This is a genomic window from Hyunsoonleella sp. J2K-J805 (genome assembly GCF_057167125.1).
On the sequence record NZ_CM169901.1, the window covers coordinates 3,294,803 to 3,313,915 of the forward strand.

Annotated in this window: 14 protein-coding genes, 1 tRNA gene and 1 rRNA gene; 13 read left to right on the top strand and 3 right to left on the bottom strand. The window is 34.9% G+C overall.

Going from position 1 to position 19,113, the window contains the following annotated elements; all coding sequences use genetic code 11:
- Positions 1-121 precede the first annotated feature (121 nt).
- Positions 122-229: ribosomal RNA gene (gene rrf / locus AC1B0Z_RS14490) — 5S ribosomal RNA — on the top strand.
- Positions 230-622: 393 nt separating this feature from the next.
- Here the strand turns inward: rrf and AC1B0Z_RS14495 are convergent.
- Positions 623-1,765 carry an acyl-CoA dehydrogenase gene (locus AC1B0Z_RS14495; protein ID WP_483792825.1) on the bottom strand — a complete coding sequence of 381 codons (1,143 nt, stop codon included), beginning with the start codon at positions 1,763-1,765 and terminating at the stop codon, positions 623-625.
- 94 nt (positions 1,766-1,859) lie between these two features.
- On the opposite strand from AC1B0Z_RS14495, the gene AC1B0Z_RS14500 reads away from it, so the two are divergent.
- The 10 genes from AC1B0Z_RS14500 to AC1B0Z_RS14545 all read left to right on the top strand — a co-directional run bounded on the left by AC1B0Z_RS14500 (position 1,860) and on the right by AC1B0Z_RS14545 (position 10,244).
- Positions 1,860-2,708, top strand: a complete 849-nt coding sequence (locus AC1B0Z_RS14500; RefSeq protein WP_483792827.1) for an anhydro-N-acetylmuramic acid kinase — start codon at positions 1,860-1,862, stop codon at positions 2,706-2,708.
- Positions 2,702-2,923 carry an anhydro-N-acetylmuramic acid kinase gene (locus AC1B0Z_RS14505; RefSeq protein ID WP_483795318.1) on the top strand — a complete coding sequence of 74 codons (222 nt, stop codon included), beginning with the start codon at positions 2,702-2,704 and terminating at the stop codon, positions 2,921-2,923. The genes AC1B0Z_RS14500 and AC1B0Z_RS14505 overlap by 7 nt, the downstream gene beginning before the upstream one ends.
- A gap of 153 nt (positions 2,924-3,076) precedes the next feature.
- A complete protein-coding gene (locus tag AC1B0Z_RS14510; RefSeq protein WP_483792828.1) occupies positions 3,077-4,303 on the top strand; it encodes a Glu/Leu/Phe/Val dehydrogenase dimerization domain-containing protein in 1,227 nt (408 codons plus the stop codon).
- A gap of 10 nt (positions 4,304-4,313) precedes the next feature.
- Positions 4,314-5,705, top strand: coding sequence for a sodium:proton antiporter NhaD (gene nhaD, locus AC1B0Z_RS14515; RefSeq protein WP_483792829.1), 1,392 nt, complete (start codon positions 4,314-4,316; stop codon positions 5,703-5,705).
- Positions 5,706-5,854: 149 nt separating this feature from the next.
- Complete coding sequence (locus tag AC1B0Z_RS14520; protein WP_483792831.1) at positions 5,855-6,553, top strand: MotA/TolQ/ExbB proton channel family protein; 699 nt, start codon at positions 5,855-5,857, stop codon at positions 6,551-6,553.
- Between the two features lies 1 nt (position 6,554).
- Entirely contained in the window at positions 6,555-6,950 is a 396-nt protein-coding gene (locus AC1B0Z_RS14525) for an ExbD/TolR family protein (protein WP_092579256.1), read from the top strand.
- Between the two features lie 43 nt (positions 6,951-6,993).
- Positions 6,994-7,842 (top strand): energy transducer TonB, encoded by an 849-nt coding sequence (locus AC1B0Z_RS14530; RefSeq protein WP_483792832.1) that lies wholly within the window; start codon positions 6,994-6,996, stop codon positions 7,840-7,842.
- Positions 7,843-7,845: 3 nt separating this feature from the next.
- A complete protein-coding gene (locus AC1B0Z_RS14535) occupies positions 7,846-9,063 on the top strand; it encodes a bifunctional folylpolyglutamate synthase/dihydrofolate synthase (RefSeq protein ID WP_483792833.1) in 1,218 nt (405 codons plus the stop codon).
- Between the two features lie 63 nt (positions 9,064-9,126).
- Positions 9,127-9,201, top strand: a tRNA-Val gene (locus AC1B0Z_RS14540).
- A gap of 275 nt (positions 9,202-9,476) precedes the next feature.
- Positions 9,477-10,244: a helix-turn-helix domain-containing protein gene (locus tag AC1B0Z_RS14545; protein WP_483792835.1), complete on the top strand. Its 768-nt coding sequence runs from the start codon at positions 9,477-9,479 to the stop codon at positions 10,242-10,244.
- A gap of 230 nt (positions 10,245-10,474) precedes the next feature.
- Here AC1B0Z_RS14545 and AC1B0Z_RS14550 read toward each other — a convergent pair whose 3' ends face one another.
- Positions 10,475-11,752, bottom strand: a complete 1,278-nt coding sequence (locus tag AC1B0Z_RS14550) for a UDP-N-acetylmuramoyl-tripeptide--D-alanyl-D-alanine ligase (protein WP_483792836.1) — start codon at positions 11,750-11,752, stop codon at positions 10,475-10,477.
- 72 nt (positions 11,753-11,824) lie between these two features.
- Positions 11,825-13,498: a gliding motility lipoprotein GldJ gene (gene gldJ, locus AC1B0Z_RS14555; protein WP_483792838.1), complete on the bottom strand. Its 1,674-nt coding sequence runs from the start codon at positions 13,496-13,498 to the stop codon at positions 11,825-11,827.
- Positions 13,499-13,764: 266 nt separating this feature from the next.
- Here gldJ and porU point away from each other — a divergent pair, with 266 nt between their 5' ends.
- Both porU and porV read left to right on the top strand, forming a co-directional pair.
- Positions 13,765-17,646 (top strand): type IX secretion system sortase PorU, encoded by a 3,882-nt coding sequence (gene porU / locus AC1B0Z_RS14560; RefSeq protein WP_483792839.1) that lies wholly within the window; start codon positions 13,765-13,767, stop codon positions 17,644-17,646.
- A 206-nt stretch (positions 17,647-17,852) separates the two neighbouring features.
- The gene (gene porV, locus AC1B0Z_RS14565) at positions 17,853-19,094 is read left to right on the top strand and encodes a type IX secretion system outer membrane channel protein PorV (RefSeq protein WP_483792840.1); all 1,242 of its coding nucleotides are present in this window, start codon (positions 17,853-17,855) and stop codon (positions 19,092-19,094) included.
- Positions 19,095-19,113: the final 19 nt, after the last annotated feature.

The following is a 19,113-nucleotide window of genomic DNA, read 5'->3' on the forward strand; positions in this document are numbered from 1 at the left end:
ATTTTCAATATGTTAAGATATTAGTCACGCTAGGGCGTGACAGTATTTAGTACTTAGTACAAAGTAGTTAGATGCGTAAGTCTTCTAATTACTAACTGCTAAAGACTAATTACTTAAAACTTAAGGTGGTTATAGCGACGGGGCTCACCTCTTACCATTCCGAACAGAGAAGTTAAGCCCGTTAGCGCCGATGGTACTGCACTTGTGGAAGAGTAGGTCGCCGCCTTTTTTGGAAGAGTCCGATTACATATGTAGTTGGACTCTTTTTTTTGTTCAAAATATAGGGGAGTGCCACGCCTAGGGCGTGATTAATTCCTGCATCTGTTTATACTGCGCTGCGCTTGTATAGGTAGTCATTGAATAGGTCGCTGCTTTTTTTGAATTCCTTCATTAGGAATAGTGAAGGGGTTTTTTTGGACTATACTTAAAAATTAAATATAGATGACAAGCTTCACTGGCTTTATGGTTTAGAAATAACTTTGGCAGACGTATGCGGGAGCGATAGTAGCGCCATCATTTTGTTGGTTGGGAAGGACTGATTTTTGGTATGGGAAATATATTCGGCATAATGCTTAGCTATTTCTCCTCGGTATGATGTTTAAAAATTATTTAGAAAAAGATTTCAATCCCTCAAAACACTTCTAGAAATCACAATCTTCTGAATCTCTGAAGTGCCCTCATAAATCTGAGTGATTTTCGCATCACGCATTAAACGTTCTACATGATATTCCTTCACAAAGCCATTGCCGCCGTGAATTTGGACAGCCTCAACTGTTTGCTCCATTGCAACTTTTGATGCATAGAGCTTTGCCATGGCACTCGATTTATCATAGTTGTTTCCAGCATCTTTATCAGCTGCGGCTTTCATGACTAATAATCGAGCTGCTTCAATTTCAGTGTACATATCTGCCAATTTGAAGGCTATGGCTTGATGGTTGCAAATCTCCGTACCAAAAGCTTTGCGCTGTTTGGAGTATTTAAGTGCTAATTCGTATGCCCCTTGAGCTATGCCAAGTGCCTGAGATGCAATGCCAATGCGCCCTCCAGAAAGGGTTTTCATGGCAAACCTGAATCCAGAACCATTAGCTCCTATTCTGTTTTCTTTCGGCACTTTTACATCATTAAATTGTAGGGTGTGCGTATCGCTTCCACGAATTCCTAGTTTATCTTCTTTCGGGCCAATATGAAATCCTTCTGTATCCTTTTCAACTATAAAAGCGTTAATACCATGAGAGCCTTTATCTCTATCTGTCTGTGCAATTACCAAATACACATCGGACCTACCACCGTTTGTAATCCAGTTTTTTGTACCGTTAAGTATATAGTGATCGCCTTTATCGATTGCTATTGTTCGCTGTGAAGTCGCATCACTTCCGGCTTCTGGTTCACTTAAACAAAAAGCTCCAACGAATTCACCAGTTGCCAATTTAGTAAGATATTTTTCTTTTTGTTCTTCTGTGCCGTACTTTTCAATACCATAACACACCAATGAGTTATTTACAGAAACTATAACCGAGGCCGATGCGTCAATTTTGGATAATTCTTCCATGATAAGTACATAAGAAATAGTATCCATGCCGCTACCTCCATATTTGGGGTCTACCATAATACCCATAAAACCAAGCTCCCCCATTTTTTTTACAAGTTTGTCAGGGAACTGTTGTTTTTCATCACGTTCAATAACTCCTGGAAGTAATTCGGTTTGAGCAAAATCGCGAGCGGCGTCACGAATCATTTTATGTTCTTCAGAAAGGTTAAAATTCATAATTCGTAATTAAAATGTGTTTTAAGTAAAAAAAGTTTACAAATATAGCTTTTTAGTGTGAATTTTTCAATGAATAATCTTAAATTTACGCTCTATGGCAAAAAACGAATATCATGTTATTGGTGTCATGTCTGGCACTTCTTTAGATGGGATTGATTTAGTTTATTCAAAATTTCATTTTCACCAAAAATGGACATTTAAAATACTGCTATCAAAAACTATTTCGTACGATAAATTTTGGATGAAAAAGTTAAAAAGTTTAATAGAATTAAGCACTGATGATTTGAAAAAGGTGGATCAGGAATATACTAAGTTTTTAGCCAAAACAATTAATACATTTATTGCAAAGAATGGTATTAATCGTTTGGATGCTATATGCTCACATGGTCATACCGCACTTCATAAGCCAGAAGAAAATTTTACCTATCAAATAGGCAATAAACCTATTATTTCAAAATTACTTGAGCTTAAAGTGGTATGTGATTTTAGGGTACAAGATGTTAAACTTGGAGGGCAAGGAGCTCCTTTGGTGCCGATTGGAGATAAGTTGTTGTTTTCTGGGTATGATTTTTGCTTGAATTTTGGAGGATTTGCTAATATTTCATTGGATTTCAATGGTGAGCGTATTGCCTATGATATTTGTCCAGTTAACATCGTTTTAAATTATTACACAATGCAGTTGGGGCTTCAATATGATGATAATGGTTCGATTGCTTTATCGGGTAGTATTGATCAAGATTTGTTACTTAAGCTAAATGAATTAGATTTTTATTATCAGCCCTATCCAAAATCGCTTGGTTTGGAATGGGTTAAAACACATATATATCCACTTGTCGATAGCTTTCAATTAGAAATTAAAGATATTCTGTGCACTTTTTGTGAACATATTGCCATCCAAGTTTCTAAAGAAACTGAGAAAAAAAAGAGGGTTCGGTTCTGTTAACTGGCGGAGGAGCTTACAATGCCTATCTCTTAAATCGTTTAAAGCATCATTGTAGCAGTAGCATTATAGTTCCTGAAAAAGAGCTCGTGGAATTCAAAGAAGCCTTAATTTTTGCATTTTTAGGAATTCTAAAACTTCGTAACGAGGTGAACTGTTTAAAAAGTGTAACAGGGGCTTCAAAAAATCATTCTACAGGAGAAATATATCAGCCTTAAATTAATATAAAATTAATCTTTTAAGGTCTTTTAGTTTTTTATATTTGTTTCAGTAATAATTTTAAATCACTTTATCATGACTCAACTTTAGCTGCGCATCTTGTTTTAAGATTTTGATATGTGTAAGTTTAAAAATGAATCAATTAAATAAAGATGAAAGAATTATTAAATAAATTTGAGCAAAAAGCCCCAGAAATAGTTTTTAATTGGAAGGATTCTGAAACTGAAGCCGAGGGTTGGGTAGTTATAAATTCCTTAAGAGGCGGTGCAGCAGGAGGAGGAACTAGAATGCGAAAAGGATTAGATTTAAATGAAGTTTTATCTCTAGCTAAAACTATGGAGATAAAATTTACTGTCTCTGGTCCACCAATAGGAGGGGCAAAATCAGGAATAAATTTTGATCCGAAAGACCCTAGAAAAAAGGGTGTTTTAGAACGTTGGTACAGAGCGGTTTCACCATTGCTGAAAAGCTACTATGGTACCGGTGGAGATTTAAACGTGGATGAAACCCACGAAGTTATACCTATAACAGAGGAAAGCGGTGTTTGGCACCCACAAGAGGGAGTTTTTAATGGGTATTTTAAGCCAACAGAAGCCGATAAAATTAATAGAATAGGCCAATTGCGACAAGGTGTAATAAAGGTGATTGAAAACCCTATGTATTCTCCAAATGTGTCGAGAAAGTACAAAGTGGCCGATATGATTACAGGTTTTGGGGTTGCAGAGGCTGCAAGACATTATTACGATATTTATGGCGGTTCTATAAAAGGTAAACGCGCAATAGTGCAGGGTTTTGGAAATGTTGGTGCAGCGGCAGCTTTTTATTTATCGCAAATGGGGGCTAAGGTTGTTGGTATTATTGATAGTGTTGGTGGCTTAATAAATGAAGACGGTTTTACGTTTGATGACATAAGTCATTTTTTTCTTGCCAAAAAGGGTAATACTTTAGCCGAAGAAAATTTGATACCATTTGAAGAGATGAATAAAAGAATTTGGGGATTACAAACAGAAGTGTTTGCTCCATGTGCGGCATCTCGATTAATTACCATTCATCAAATAGATGAAATGATTGATAGTGGTTTAGAAGTTGTTTCATGTGGTGCAAATGTGCCTTTTGCTGATAAGGAAATTTTTTTCGGACCAATTATGGAACACACGGATTACAAAGTGAGTTTAATACCTGATTTTATTTCAAATTGTGGAATGGCTCGTGTTTTTGCGTATTTTATGGAACGAAAAGTACAAATGACAGATGAAGCTATATTTGATGACACATCGAAAACCATAAAAAATGCGTTAGAAAATATTTATAATAAGAATAAGTCTAAAACTGAAATTAGCGCAACAGCATTTGAAATAGCGCTTAACCAATTGATATAAACTATAATTTATGGAAGCAGCGATTATTCTAGTATTTGTTATGGGCTATTTAGCCATTACTCTAGAGCACAGTATTAAAATCGATAAATTAATTCCTGCACTGGTCATGATGGCCATTTGTTGGGCTTTAATTGCATTAGGACTGGAAAGCTTCCCACAATGGTTTGATTCTGGTAAACACGCCCTTCTCGAAAATTTTGGTGCCTTTGAACATGAGGAGAAGATGCATTTAATGGAGGAGACATTGTTGCATCATCTTGGTAAAACTGCCGAAATTTTAGTATTCTTATTAGGCGCAATGACCATTGTTGAGATAATAGATTACTTTGATGGCTTTGCTACAATAAAAGGGTTTATAAAAACAAAGAAGAAAAATAAAATTCTTTGGATATTTTCAATTTTGGCTTTTATCTTATCTGCTATCATCGATAATTTAACTGCAACTATTGTTTTAATCTCAATACTTCAAAAAATTGTAAAGGACAGAAATGTTCGTATTTGGTATGCAGGTTTAATTATTATTGCTGCCAATGCAGGTGGTGCTTGGTCTCCAATAGGCGATGTGACCACAACTATGTTATGGATAGGCAAAAAGGTGACTACAGGGCATTTAATAGGTTATTTATTAGTGCCATCATTACTTTGTATGGTAGTACCATCGTTAATTGCATCATTTTTACCAGCATTTAAAGGAGATTTAAATATTGTTGAGGATACTGAAAAGAGTAAATCTAAATTTAGTGGAACAATGCTTTATTTAGGTTTAGGAGCTATCATATTTGTGCCAATTTTTAAAGTAATTACACATTTACCGCCTTATGTTGGCATGATGTTGTCTTTAGGAGTAGTGGCAACCTTTGCAGAAATATACAGTAGTTCTAAGTTTAGTATGTCTAGTCATGATTCTGAAGAAAGTGATGCCCACGCACACCATAGTCCAGTACATCAATCGCTATCAAAAATTGAGCTACCAAGTATTCTGTTTTTTTTAGGAATATTAATGGCGGTAGCGGCACTAGAATCACTTGGAATACTATTTGGTTTTGCAAGTTCTTTACAAGATAATGTACCACAACTTGGTACAGAGATGCATCCTGGAGGTGTCTCAGATTTAGTAGTATTGCTGCTTGGGGTAGGTTCTGCAGTAATTGATAATGTGCCCTTAGTAGCAGCAAGTTTAGGTATGTTTACTGAGCCAATAGATCATGAATTGTGGCATTTTATTGCGTATTCGGCAGGAACTGGAGGTAGTATGTTAATTATTGGTTCAGCTGCTGGAGTTGTAGCAATGGGGATGGAAAAAATTGATTTCTTTTGGTATTTAAAAAAGATTTCTTGGTTAGCACTTGCTGGGTTTTTAGTAGGAGCAGCTGCATTTATGGTAACTAGAACCCTATTTTAATTTTGAGTATATAATTGGTATAAAATTTGAAAGATTAGTGGTTTGCTAATCTTTCTGTCTTTCAGATACGTAAATAGAATTGAAAACTTAAAATATTATACTTTAGCAACAAAACCTACGTTATACAGTTGCAATTAACCTAAGATTATATGTTGAATATATTATTACAAAACACCCAAGAGGGAACAGAATTAACAGAAGGGGAATCTGTTGAAAAAACACTTTCAATCATAGAATTAATTAGTAGTGGTGGTGTTGCTGGACAGGTAATCATCGCTATTTTGTTTTTATTGCTCATTGTTGCAACCTACATTTATTTTGAGCGTTTATTTGCGATTAAGGCAGCGTCAAAAGTAGATTCTAATTTTATGAATCAAATAAAAGACCATGTAAGTAATGGTAAGATTGATTCTGCTCAAATGTTATGCGCACAAGTGAATTCGCCTGTTTCAAGATTGATTGGTAAAGGTATCACAAGGATAGGAAAGCCTTTGGCAGATATTAATACCGCTATTGAAAATGCAGGAAGACTAGAAATTTATAAGCTAGAGAAAAACGTAAGTGTATTAGCAACAATTTCTGGAGCTGCACCAATGATTGGTTTCTTGGGAACGGTAATTGGAATGATTTTGGCCATTTTTGAACTTGCAAATGCAGGGGGCACAATTCAAATGGACACCTTGGCAAGTGGCCTATATACCGCTATGACAACTACAGTTGCAGGTTTGATAGTTGGTATTGTTGGCTATATAGCTTATAACCATTTGGTGGTAAGAACCAATAAAGTAGTGTATCAAATGGAAGCTAACTCCTTAGAGTTTTTAGATCACTTAAACGAGCCAACATAATATGGATATTAGAGGAAGAAATAAAGTAACACCAGAATTCAATATGTCGTCTATGACGGATATTGTGTTTTTGTTATTAATCTTTTTTATGATCGCTTCAACTTTGGTGACAACTAATGCTATCGATATTTTGCTGCCAAAAGCTAGTGGTAAAACTGAAAACAAAAAGTCGGTCGCTGTAAGTATTAAAAAAGATTTAACGTATTATATTGATCAAAAACGCGTAGGAGTAAGTGTTTTAGAGAATGAATTATTAGCAGCGTTATCGAAAGAAGATAAACCTACTATTGTTTTAAGAGCCGAAAAATCTGTTCCGGTCGAGAATGTTGTTAAAGTGATGGATATTGCCAATAGAAATAAGTTTAAAGTCATTTTAGCTGTAAAGCCAAATAAATAAGTTATAAAGTTTTCTTCGGAATAACTTTTGCATTTATAACCTTATGAAATATTTAGAGACTAAACACGAACGTAATTCAGCAAAAATAACAGCACTACTTGCTATTATTATTTTGTTGCTTCTATTTGTCGTTGGTCCACCATATATGGATCCTCCTGAAGAATATGGTGTTGCTGTAAATTTTGGAAATTCTGATTTTGGTAAAGGTAATGTTCAACCTAAAAAACCAATAAAATCTGAACCGAAGATTGTTGAAGAATTACCAAAGCCCGAGGCTTCTAAAGTTGAGCCTACTAAAGCTGCAGAAGCTAAGGAAGAAGTGTTAACTCAAGATAATGCTGAAGAAATAGCCATTAAAAAGCAAAAAGAAGCTGAAGCAAAGGCAAAGGCTATTGCCGAGGCAAAAGCTAAAGCAGAAGCCAATAGAATAGCAAAAGAAAAAAGAGAACAGGAAGAAAAAAAGAAAAAGCTAGATGCTTTAATTGGTGGTGTTAGCAAATCTGAAGGTACTGAAACGGGTAGTGAAGGTAACGACAATAGAGCAGGAGATAAAGGACAATTAGACGGTAATCCTTATGCGCCAAGTTATTTTGGCGGAAAAGGTTCTGGAAGTGGTGGCGTAGGTTACGGATTAAATGGTCGTGGTAGCGCCTCTTTCGATAGATTAAAACAAGATTGTAACGAATCTGGAATGGTAATAGTTAAGATAGTTGTAAATAAAAGTGGTAATGTTATAGAAGCAACACCGGGTGTCAAAGGTACTACTAACACTGCACAATGTTTGTTAGAGCCTGCTAAGAAAATAGCTTTATCCCATAAATGGCCTTCTGATTCTAAGGCACCTTCTCGCCAAATAGGATTTGTTAGTGTTAACTTCAAATTGAGTCAATAGTTTATGACGTATCAAGATACGCTAGATTGGATGTTTGCACAACTGCCAATGTATCAACGCCAAGGTAAAACAGCCTTCAAAAAAGATTTATCCAATACTTTAAAATTAGCAGCACATTTAAATCATCCAGAAAATAAATTTAAATCTGTTCATGTAGCTGGAACCAATGGTAAAGGTTCTACAAGCCACATGATAGCATCAATCTTGCAAGAAGCAGGATATAAGGTTGGATTATATACATCACCTCATTTAAAAGATTTTAGAGAGCGTATAAGAATCAATGGCACGCCAGTTAGTAAACAGTTTGTAATTGGGTTTATTAAAAGAAATACTTCTTTTTTTGAAAGTAATAAACTGTCATTTTTTGAAATGACAGTTGGTATGGCATTCGATTATTTTTCCAAACAAAAGGTGGATGTCGCAGTGGTTGAAGTAGGTATGGGCGGACGTTTAGACTCTACGAATATTTTAACACCTGAAGTTTCGGTAATTACAAATATAGGGTTAGATCATACACAGTTTTTAGGTGATACTTTACAGTTGATAGCTGGAGAAAAGGGAGGGATTATAAAACCAAATGTTCCCGTTGTAGTTGGTGAAACCCAAAAGGAAACTCAACCAGTTTTTGATGCATTAGCAAAAGAAAAATCATCTAAAATTATTTATGCTGATAAAGTAGTAAAGAAAACGTATCTATCAGACATGATAGGTGATTATCAAATTAAAAATATCAAAACTGCATTTCAAGCGATACAAGAACTAAGGCTTAAAGGGTATAATATTTCAGAAGAAAATATAGAAAGGGGCTTTTTAAAAGTTGTGAGAAATACAGGTTTACAAGGGCGATGGCAAGTTTTGAATGAACACCCCAAAGTTGTTTGCGATACGGGACATAATAGAGAGGGTTTAACGTATGTGATGTCTCAGCTAATGCAGGAAGAATTTAATAAACTTCATATCGTTTTTGGAGTTGTAAAAGACAAAGATTTAAGTTTGATAGTTGATTTACTACCAAAAAATGCTACGTATTATTTTTGTAAACCTAATATTCCCAGAGGAAAGGATGCGGTAGAATTAAAAAGAGAATTAAAGACTTATGGATTAAACGGGAAGGCATATATTTCGGTAAGTAAAGGTTATAAAACAGCCTTTGAAAATGCCTTAAAAAATGATTTTATTTTTGTTGGTGGAAGTACATTTGTAGTAGCTGAAATAATTTAAATTTTTCTCTAAAAAGTTTTTGCAGTATTAAAAACTAGATTATATTTGCACACCTATTATTTAGGGCGCGTAGCTCAGTTGGTTCAGAGCACTTGGTTTACACCCAAGGGGTCAGGGGTTCGAATCCCTTCGCGCCCACATCAAGCACAATTCCGATTTGATTTTTCAAATCGGAATTTTTGTTTTGTATAATTAATGAGTTTGCTTAAAAGAGTTATACAAAACAAAAATTTTGAAAGGTACGCAAGCACTTTGAAATTGTATTTGCAGAAGTGGTTTCGTATTTGGGATATGTAATCCCTTTGCGCCTACAAAAGCTTCCAGAAACGGAAGCTTTTTTTGTTTCTACCTGTTATTTAGTCTGTCAATTTTTATAAGCTTTAATTTTTCTGTATTTTTAGAAAAATGCTCTCATGTTCGAAAAAATTAAGGACACTTACCAAGAAATATTTAAGTCTTACGACCACCCTTCAATAGAAAAACACATAAAAAAAATTATAGAAATTGATACTTATCTGCCTTATAGTTCAACGTTTTTCTGCATTACCAATACACAAGATCTCTCTTTTGAGTATATAAGTAAAAATATGAAAGCTTGTCTAGGTTATGACGCAGATACTCTAAAAGACGGCGGTATGCGATATTTTTGGAGTAGAATGCATCCTGATGATATTGAACATTGGCTTAGCGCTTTAAATGGCCTCATGAATTTTACGCTTGATGAAATAAAGATAGAGGACAGGGCAAAAATGACCTATACCTGGAACTACAGATTGAAAAATGAAAAAGACGAATACGTAAATATAGTCCAGAATACTACACCTTTGGAATTCGATACAGAGGAAAAGCCTGTAATCGGTCTAGCACATTACACGGTATTACATCCTGATTTGAATATGCAAGTTTGTGCTTCGGCTAAATTACTAAATGAGCAAAATGAATATGAAACAATCTATTTTAGTAATTTTTCGCAAAAGTTACTGTCAAGTTCTATTAGTAATAGGGAGAGGGATATCATACGTTTACTGGTCTTAAATCATTCAAGCAAATCTATTGCAGACAAACTAAATATTAGCCCCAATACTGTTGATACCCACCGTAGAAATATTTTAAAAAAGTTAAATATATCCTCAACGGGAGAGCTCATAGGGATGTTAAAAATGAATCAGAATCTAATTTAACTGAATTTTGTTTTAAACCCATACATCTTTTATTTATTGTCTTTTATCGAATAGATGCCTTATTTTAAGATAATTACTCAAATTGAGTATTGTATTTTATGGATTATAAAAAGATATTTACAGTGCTATTAATTAGTTCTTAGGGAGAATTACAAAAAAGTATCTGTTGCAATCATAACGGGTACTTTTTTTTGCGCTATTAAATAAGCAGATTCAGGGGAGGCAATGATTTAAATAAAATCTAATACTCTTTCTAAAGCCATGCCTCGAGAACCTTTAATAAGCATTAAGCTGTTTTGAAATTTATTTTTATTTAAGGGGATTTTAAAGTCGTCAAAAGATTCAAATTGGGATACTTTTTCAGATTGAATTTTTGATTTCATAAAATTTTCACCAACAAGAAAAACTTTATCAATATTAAGTGAGTTTACTAAATTAGCTATGTTTTGGTGTTCCATTTCCGCATCTTCACCTAATTCAAACATATCACCTAAAATAGCAACTTTATTACCTTCTTGTTTTTCAAAATTGAGAAGTGCAGCTCTCATGCTGGAAGGGTTGGCGTTATAGGCGTCCAAAATAATTTTATTCGATTCTTTTTTAATGATTTGAGAGCGATTATTTGTAGGTATATAGCCTTCTATTGCAGATGCAATGTCGTTGTCGTCTACTTTAAAGTAATTGCCAATAGCTATAGCCACAGCAATATTATTAAAATTATAATCTGCTATAAGTTGGCTATTAATAGTGAGGTCTTTATACTGAGAAGTTACAAAAGGCTGAGCATTTATAAAATCTATAGATACATCAGGGTTGGAATTGGTATCACCAAAAGTAAAAGTACGAGCATTTCGGGCTTTTTTAACCTGAATGGGATCATTAAGATTCAAGAAAATAGTCTTATCATGAGTAATCATGTGCTCAAACATTTCACTCTTTCCTTTTATAACACCTTCAACGCCTCCAAACCCCTCTAAGTGTGCTTTACCATAGTTGGTAATTAAGCCATAATCAGGAAAAGCGATATTGCACAAAAATTCAATCTCTTTTTGATGGTTGGCTCCCATTTCCACAATGCCTATTTCGGTATTCTGGTTCATTTTAAGCAAGGTGAGTGGCACTCCAATATGGTTGTTTAGGTTGCCTTCGGTTGCAGAGGTTTTAAATTGTTTTGATAAAACGGCATTTATAAGCTCTTTGGTTGTAGTTTTTCCATTGCTTCCGGTTAACGCAATAATAGGGGTTTTGAGATATTTTCTATGGTATGTTGCAAGATTTTGAAGTGTTTCTAGAACATTTTTTACAAGTATAGTGTTTTCAGATTCAAATTCTTCTTCGTCTATTACCGCAAATTTAGCGGCTTTGTCCAAAGCTTGTTGAGCATAGGCATTACCATTGAAGTTATCGCCTTTTAATGCAAAAAACAGGTCTCCCTTTTTAATTTTTCTGGTATCGGTACTTACTGAATTACAATTTAAAAAAAGGTTGTGTAGTGCTTCTAATTTCATGAAATAAAAGTAAAAAAAAGTCCTGATTTAGCATCAGGACTTTTTTGTTTTTCTTATGTGAGCTTTAAAAAATTAAGCTTTCTTTTTACTGTTCATTTTGGACTTGGAACCTACGCGAGACATTGCACACCTAAAACCAATATAATCAGTGGCCATATCTTGTGGGAAGTAACGTCTTTGCGCTGGATCTAACCAGTACTCTCTATCTTTCCAAGAACCTCCTTTGTAGACTCTTACTTCATCATTAATCATTGAAGTTCTACTGTTAGATTTGTCATATTCTCTAATCATATTTCCTAAAGAATCCCTTCTGATGGTGTGTTTTGGAGAATTGTACATTTTTCTAGTTTCAGATTCTGTATTGGCTTCATCCTCATCCTCTTCACCAAAACTTTCAAAGTAACGAGAAGAGCGACGGTCTCCATCTCTAAAGTTAATATTATCAGATCTATCAAAATTTGGTCTCAAATAAGTTTCATTCTCATCGACTGGTACTTTTGCAATTTCCCCAGGTAAATTTCTGGCAACAATTCTACCGTTTGATAACGTATCGTAAATAATTTCGTCAGATTCTATCACTTTTACAGTGCCCTCTTCTGTTATTGCATTTTTTGTGTAAACGTTCCCTCTGTAGTAATTAAAGTCGTTGAACTCATCATCTACAATAGGTCTGTAAACATCAGCAACCCATTCAGCTACGTTACCCGCCATATCATATAAGCCATAATCATTTGGTTCATAAGATTTTACCGCGTTCGTTATGTCAGCTCCATCATCACTCCATCCAGCTATTCCTCCATAATCGCCTTTACCTTGCTTGAAGTTTGCTAATTGATCTCCACGATATTTACGCTTTCCAGAACGTGTGTATTGTCCGTCCCATGGGTATTTTTTACGCCCACGATAAAGATTGTAACTTCTTAGTTCGCTTAAACCTAAAGCTGCATATTCCCATTCTGTTTCTGTTGGTAATCTGTACTTTGGACCGATAACACCGGTTTCCATAGATGCATACAGCCCAGTTTCATTACCATCTGCATCCACTCTTACGTTTCTGTTTCTCCTTCCGTCAGGATCACCACTATCGTAAGCACTTGGGTCTACTTTATATCTATCTGTACTAAAATAATTGTCAGGGTCTTGTTCAGCTACGTTTATATCACGATAACCAGATTTTTGTAAATTAAGCTCGTTAACGCGGTCTGTACGCCAATTAGAATACTCAACAGCTTGAATCCAGCTAACACCAACAACTGGGTATTCAGCATAAGCAGGGTGTCTTAAGTAATTTTCAGTCATTACCTCGTTATACCCTAGCCTATTTCTCCATACAAGAGTGTCAGGTAAAATACCGTTGTAGATGTTCTTGTAGAGTTCATCATCAGGTGGATAAAGCTTCTTCATGTAGTCAAGATATTCAACATACATTAAGTTTGTAACTTCAGTTTCATCCATGTAGAATGATTGCACGTGCTGTTGTGTAGGGGTGTTGTTCCAGTCGTGCATTACGTCATCTTGCACTCGACCTTTAGTAAACGTACCGCCTTCAATAAAAACTAAGCCTGGGGCAGTTTCTTGTTCTTTGAAGTTTGTATTGTATTGGAAACCACCGTCTCTTCCATTTATTTGCCATCCTGTTGCTCTAGAACTGTTCTTTGAACTGGATGATTTTTTACAACTAAAAGCCGTAACCGAAAGAATTGCGATTAAGAATACTTTTAATATCGCTACATTTTTCATATTCATACGTTTAAGTAAGCTAAATTTTTGTTTTGGTGCTGCAATATAAGAATTAAACCTTACAGAACAAGCTATTTTTTGCATTTTGACGAAAAAATTATGTATTTCATCCTATTTTTGATGTATTACATCGATGATTTTGACACTTTTCGCCAAAACATCGCATAGAAATAACGTTACTTTTCACAAATTATTATTGTATTTTTGGGCTTAAGAAAAAAATTGTTGTTTTATTTGATAATAACTGATTGCTGCTAGCGTTATTTTAGCTCATGAAAAAGAAGATTTTATTTTTTTTACTGCTAAGTTCTAGTCTTGTTTTTGGACAAAAAAAAAGCTTTTCGATTGATTGGAATGGTACAACTAAACTTACCTTTGGCTCAAATAGTATAGCTCTACCTTCCTTCAAAACAAAAAATTACAGTTATGATTTTGATGATGGCTTGCGGTTTATTGTCCAATGGGAAAGCGATAACGCTATTGATGCAGCATCTTCTACTTTAAGTAATGTAAAGTATCAAAATATTTCTGAAAGAGAACTTCTAGATATCGATAGGTCGAAAATTCCTAGTAAACTTAATTATACCATACGAAATTCAAAATCAAGGGATAAGCAATTTGTTTATTTAGAAGTATCTCCAATCATTAAAGATGAAACAGGAGCCTATAAAAAACTTATGTCTTTTCAGATTGAATACAGCCCTCAAAATAGGACTTTGTCAAATAGTTTAAAGACTTTCAAGAACTCCAAAGTAATCACTAATTCAGTATTGAATTCTGGAGACTGGTATAAATTCTATATTGATACTACAGGGGTTTTTAAATTATCAAAAGGGTTTTTGCAAAGCTTAGGAGTTAATGTCAATAGCGTAGACCCCAGAACTATTAAGATTTATGGAAACGGGGGGCGAATGATACCCTACAGCAATGCTGAACCACAAACTTTTGATGTTACGGAAAATGCCATAAAAGTTGTAGGTGAGCAAGATGGTGTTTTTGACAATGAAGATTATGTGCTTTTTTACGGGGAAGGACCCAAGGAATACGACCAAGAGAGTAATACCAATATTAATTGTTACACCGATAAGACTTATTATTATCTAACCGTTGGCGGGGTAGCCGGAAAAAGAATATTGCCATTTAATCAACCCCAAGGACCTGTTGATTTAGTTATAGATACATATCAGCAATATCAATTTCATGAAAGGGATATTCATAATATAGGGACTGTAGGCAGGCGGTGGTTTGGAGAACGCTTTAATATCGAGAATGAGCAGCAGTTTACATTTAATTTTCCTGATATTATAACAACAGAGCCTATTAGATTGCGGGTTTATGCAGCAGCGGTTTCTTCAAGTAGTTCTTCTATGGGAATTAGCTTAAACGGAAGTGCAATACAAAATTTAAATTTTGGATCAACGAGCAGTACTATTATTGGTTCAAGTAGTTCTTTCAATGGAAATGTAATTGTTTCCTCTGGCAACATTATAGTAAGTCTTAATTACAATAATCAAGGTAACCCAAGTGCACAAGCTTATTTAGATTATATATCAATTGAAGCCACTAGAATGCTGAAATTTGAAAATCAACAGTTTAGATTTAAAAATAATGAGGTGGTGAATAGTTCAGGAATTGCCGAATATACCATATCCAATGCATCAAGGCTAACAGAAGTTTGGGATGTTACAGATGTTTACAATGTGTCTAGTACAGAAAATACCGATGGAGAAAACAGTTTTAGTTTCACATCAACCATGGGAGAAGAGCGGATTTACATGGCATTGTCTTCGTCAGATTATTTTGAGCCTAAATTGGATGCCAATAAAACGGTGAGCAATCAAAATATTAAAGGCACAATTTTCAATGATTCTAACGGAAGCTTTCAGGATATCGATTATCTTATAGTTGCTCCAAATAATATGCTAAATCAGGCAGAGCGTTTAGCGCAAATTAATCGTAATCAGTATAATCTGAATGTAAAAATTATAGGTTTAGATCAGGTTTATGCCGAATTTAGTGCGGGAAATCAAGATATTTCTGCAATACGTAATTTGGTAAAGTATATATATGATAACGCAAGCAGCCCAGATAAGCGAATTAAGTACCTCTGTCTTTTTGGAGATGGCTCATATGACTATAAAGACAGAATTCCTAATAATACAAACATAGTGCCTTCATGGCACTCTTACAGTAGTTTAAATCTTACAAATTCCTATGTTTCAGATGATTTTTTTGGAATGATGGATGATGCAGAAGGGAGAATGACTAATAGTGATCGTTTGGATATAGCCGTGGGTCGGATTCTGGCAGATACGCCGCAAAGAGCTAGGGATTTGATAGATAAAATTGAATCCTATTATGCAAAAGAAGCTCTAGGAAGATGGCGAAATAATTATGTAGTAGTCTCTGATGACGTTGACGAAGAGTGGGAGGGCATTATCCAACAAACTACAGATAATATAGGTGATGAGGTTACAGACAATAAGCCTTTTGTAAATGTTGTAAAGATACATACGGATGCTTTTCAACAAGAATCATCGGCTGGCGGAGAAAGGTACCCTGATGTTATAGAAGCGTTTTCTAACGCAATTGATAATGGTGCTTTAGTGGTGAATTATTTTGGACATGGTGGAGAAGAAGGGCTGTCTCAAGAACGTATTTTAGATGTTCCAACCATAGATAACTTAAAGAATTTCTGTAAATTAAATTGCTTTGTTACAGTGACTTGTGAATTTACAAAGTTTGACAATCCGTTTAGGAAAACAGCTGGAGAATTTACCTACTGGAATAAGCAGGCAGGCGCAATAAGTTTGATAACCACTACTAGGCAAGTATTTGTGAATTTTGGTATTACATTCAACAATACTCTAGGGCAATACTTGTTTTCTTTTAGCGACAATGATACGTTTGCCGATGATGAGTACCCAACTATGGCAGAAGCCCTACGACTAGCCAAAAACGATCCTAATATTGGTTTCGCTTCCCAAAGACGATTGGTGTTTTATATAGGCGATCCTGCTATGAAATTAGCATTTCCAAAACCAAATATTCGCCTAACTGAAATTAACGACGTGCCGATAGCGCAGTCTACTGATACGTTAAAAGCATTAAGTAGAGTGAAGTTCTCGGGCGAAATAACCGATGTTAATGGTAATCTTTTAAGTGATTATAATGGTGTAGTATCCACCACGGTTTATGATAAATTTATTGATAGGCAAACCTTGGCAAACGATAATACAAGAAATGCAGGAACTCTAGTAAAGCTGGATTTTAAAACACTTGGAGCTATAGTGTTTAGGGGGCAAGCTTCAGTGAAAAACGGTCAATTTGAGTTTGATTTCGTGGTACCGAAAGATATTGGTGTTCCCGTTGGTTTAGGTAGAGTTAGTTTCTACGCCAAAAATGAACAGCTATCTGAAAATCAATCAGGGGCAGATACTGCCAATATCAGAATTGGTGGTGTAAACGAAAATGCAGAAGAGGATAATATAGGCCCTGTAATTACCCTGTACATGAACGATGAAAATTTTGTTTCTGGTGGTATAACGAATGAATCTCCAACACTATTAGCAAAATTGGAAGACGCGAACGGCATCAATACAGCCAGTGGTATTGGTCATGATATCGTAGCCATAATTGATGGGGACGAAACAAATCCTTTTGTGCTGAATGATTATTATGAAACTGAAGTTGACGATTATCAAAAAGGCACCGTAAGTTTTCCTTTTAGAAATCTAGAACCTGGATTGCACACGTTAACACTTAAAGCTTGGGATGTTTACAATAATTCATCAACCTCTGAAATTCAGTTTATTGTATTTGATGAAGATCAAGAATTGGTAATAAACAATGTGCTAAACTACCCAAATCCTTTTGTGAATTATACAGAATTTTGGTTTAACCACAATAGTTCAGAACCTTTAGACGTTTCTATACAGATATTTACTGTTTCTGGAAAACTGGTAAGAACGTTAAATGGACAAACATCTGGTGGGATAAAAGCAACAAGTTCGTTATCCAAAGATATTGTATGGGATGGAAGAGATGATTTTGGAGAAAAAATAGGGAAAGGTGTTTACATTTACAAGTTAACCGTAAAATCTAATCTGCTAAATAAGAAAGTAGAGAAAATTGAGAAACTTGTGATACTATAAGTCATCTTGACTTTTTGTGTTTAACCGTCCCGATAGCTATCGGGAGAGCTAAAATTAATAGAGATGAGGCGGTTTTAGAAATGTATAGCAGCGATACACATAAGAAAACCAACGAAATATATTAATTTAAGCCATTTTTTAGGAAATAATAAAAGTAAAGATGAGTTATCAATAAAAAATTATATTTGCAACTATAAATTTTAACTATGAAGAATGCACTAATAGCGTTATTTGCATTAGTATTTACGCTTAACTTAACCGCTCAAACCGTAATTATTCCTAACGAAAACGATTCTCGTGTAATTACAACTGGCGTCCCTTTTGTGCTTATCGCTCCAGATGCAAGAGCCGCTGCAATGGGTGATATGGGGGTTGCAACCTCAGTTGACGCCTTTTCACAACAATGGAATTCATCAAAATATGTGTTTTCTGAAACCAAATCGGGGATAGGGATAAGCTATACGCCATATTTAAGTAAGCTTGTAAACGATATCTTTTTAGGTAACGTAACTTATTTTAACAGAATAGACGAGCGTAGCTCTTTTGCAGCTAGTTTTAAATATTTTTCTTTAGGTGATATTGAATTTCGTGCCGACGAGTTCTCTGAAGCATTAATACAAAGACCTAATGAGCTTACCATCGATGCATCTTATGCTTTAAGACTATCCGATCAATATGCAATGTCAGTTGCTATGCGATATTTGCGTTCAGATTTGAGATTAAATGTGGGGAATAACGATGCTTCTTCGGCCAATACTTTTGGGGTTGATATTTCTGGATATTACCAAAGTGAAGAACAGGCTTATAATGATTTCAATGGACGTTGGAGAGGGGGATTTGCTATTCAAAATATAGGGCCAAAATTTAAGTATGATGACGGTGGTGTGGAGAACTTCCAACCTACAACTCTACGATTAGGAGCTGGTTTCGATTTCATTTTTGATGATTATAATAAGTTAGCTGTCACTGCCGAAGTTGCAAAATTATTAGTGCCTACTCCTCCAATATTAGGTGATGAATTTGGGTTTACAGATAATAATGGCAACGGAACTTATGAGGAAGATATTGATGATTTGGATGCCAATCCTACACGTGAAAATGTAATTTTTCAAGGACAGTCTCAGGATGTAGGTTTTTTGTCTGGGATATTCCAGTCTTTCGGTGACGCCCCAGGAGGCTTTAGTGAGGAATTAAGAGAGTTTACATGGTCATTAGGTGCAGAGTATATGTATCAAGATTCATTTGCATTTAGAGCTGGTTACTTTAATGAAGCAGAAGATAAAGGCGCACGTAAATTTTTAGCCATTGGTGCTGGATTTAAATATAACGTGATTAATATAGACTTGTCGTATTTATTTTCGGCATCAAGAGTGCAAAGTCCACTAGAAAATACACTTAGATTCTCCTTAACATTTAATATTGGAGATGGAGAATATTTTGAGTATTAAAAATATATTACGCTTTACG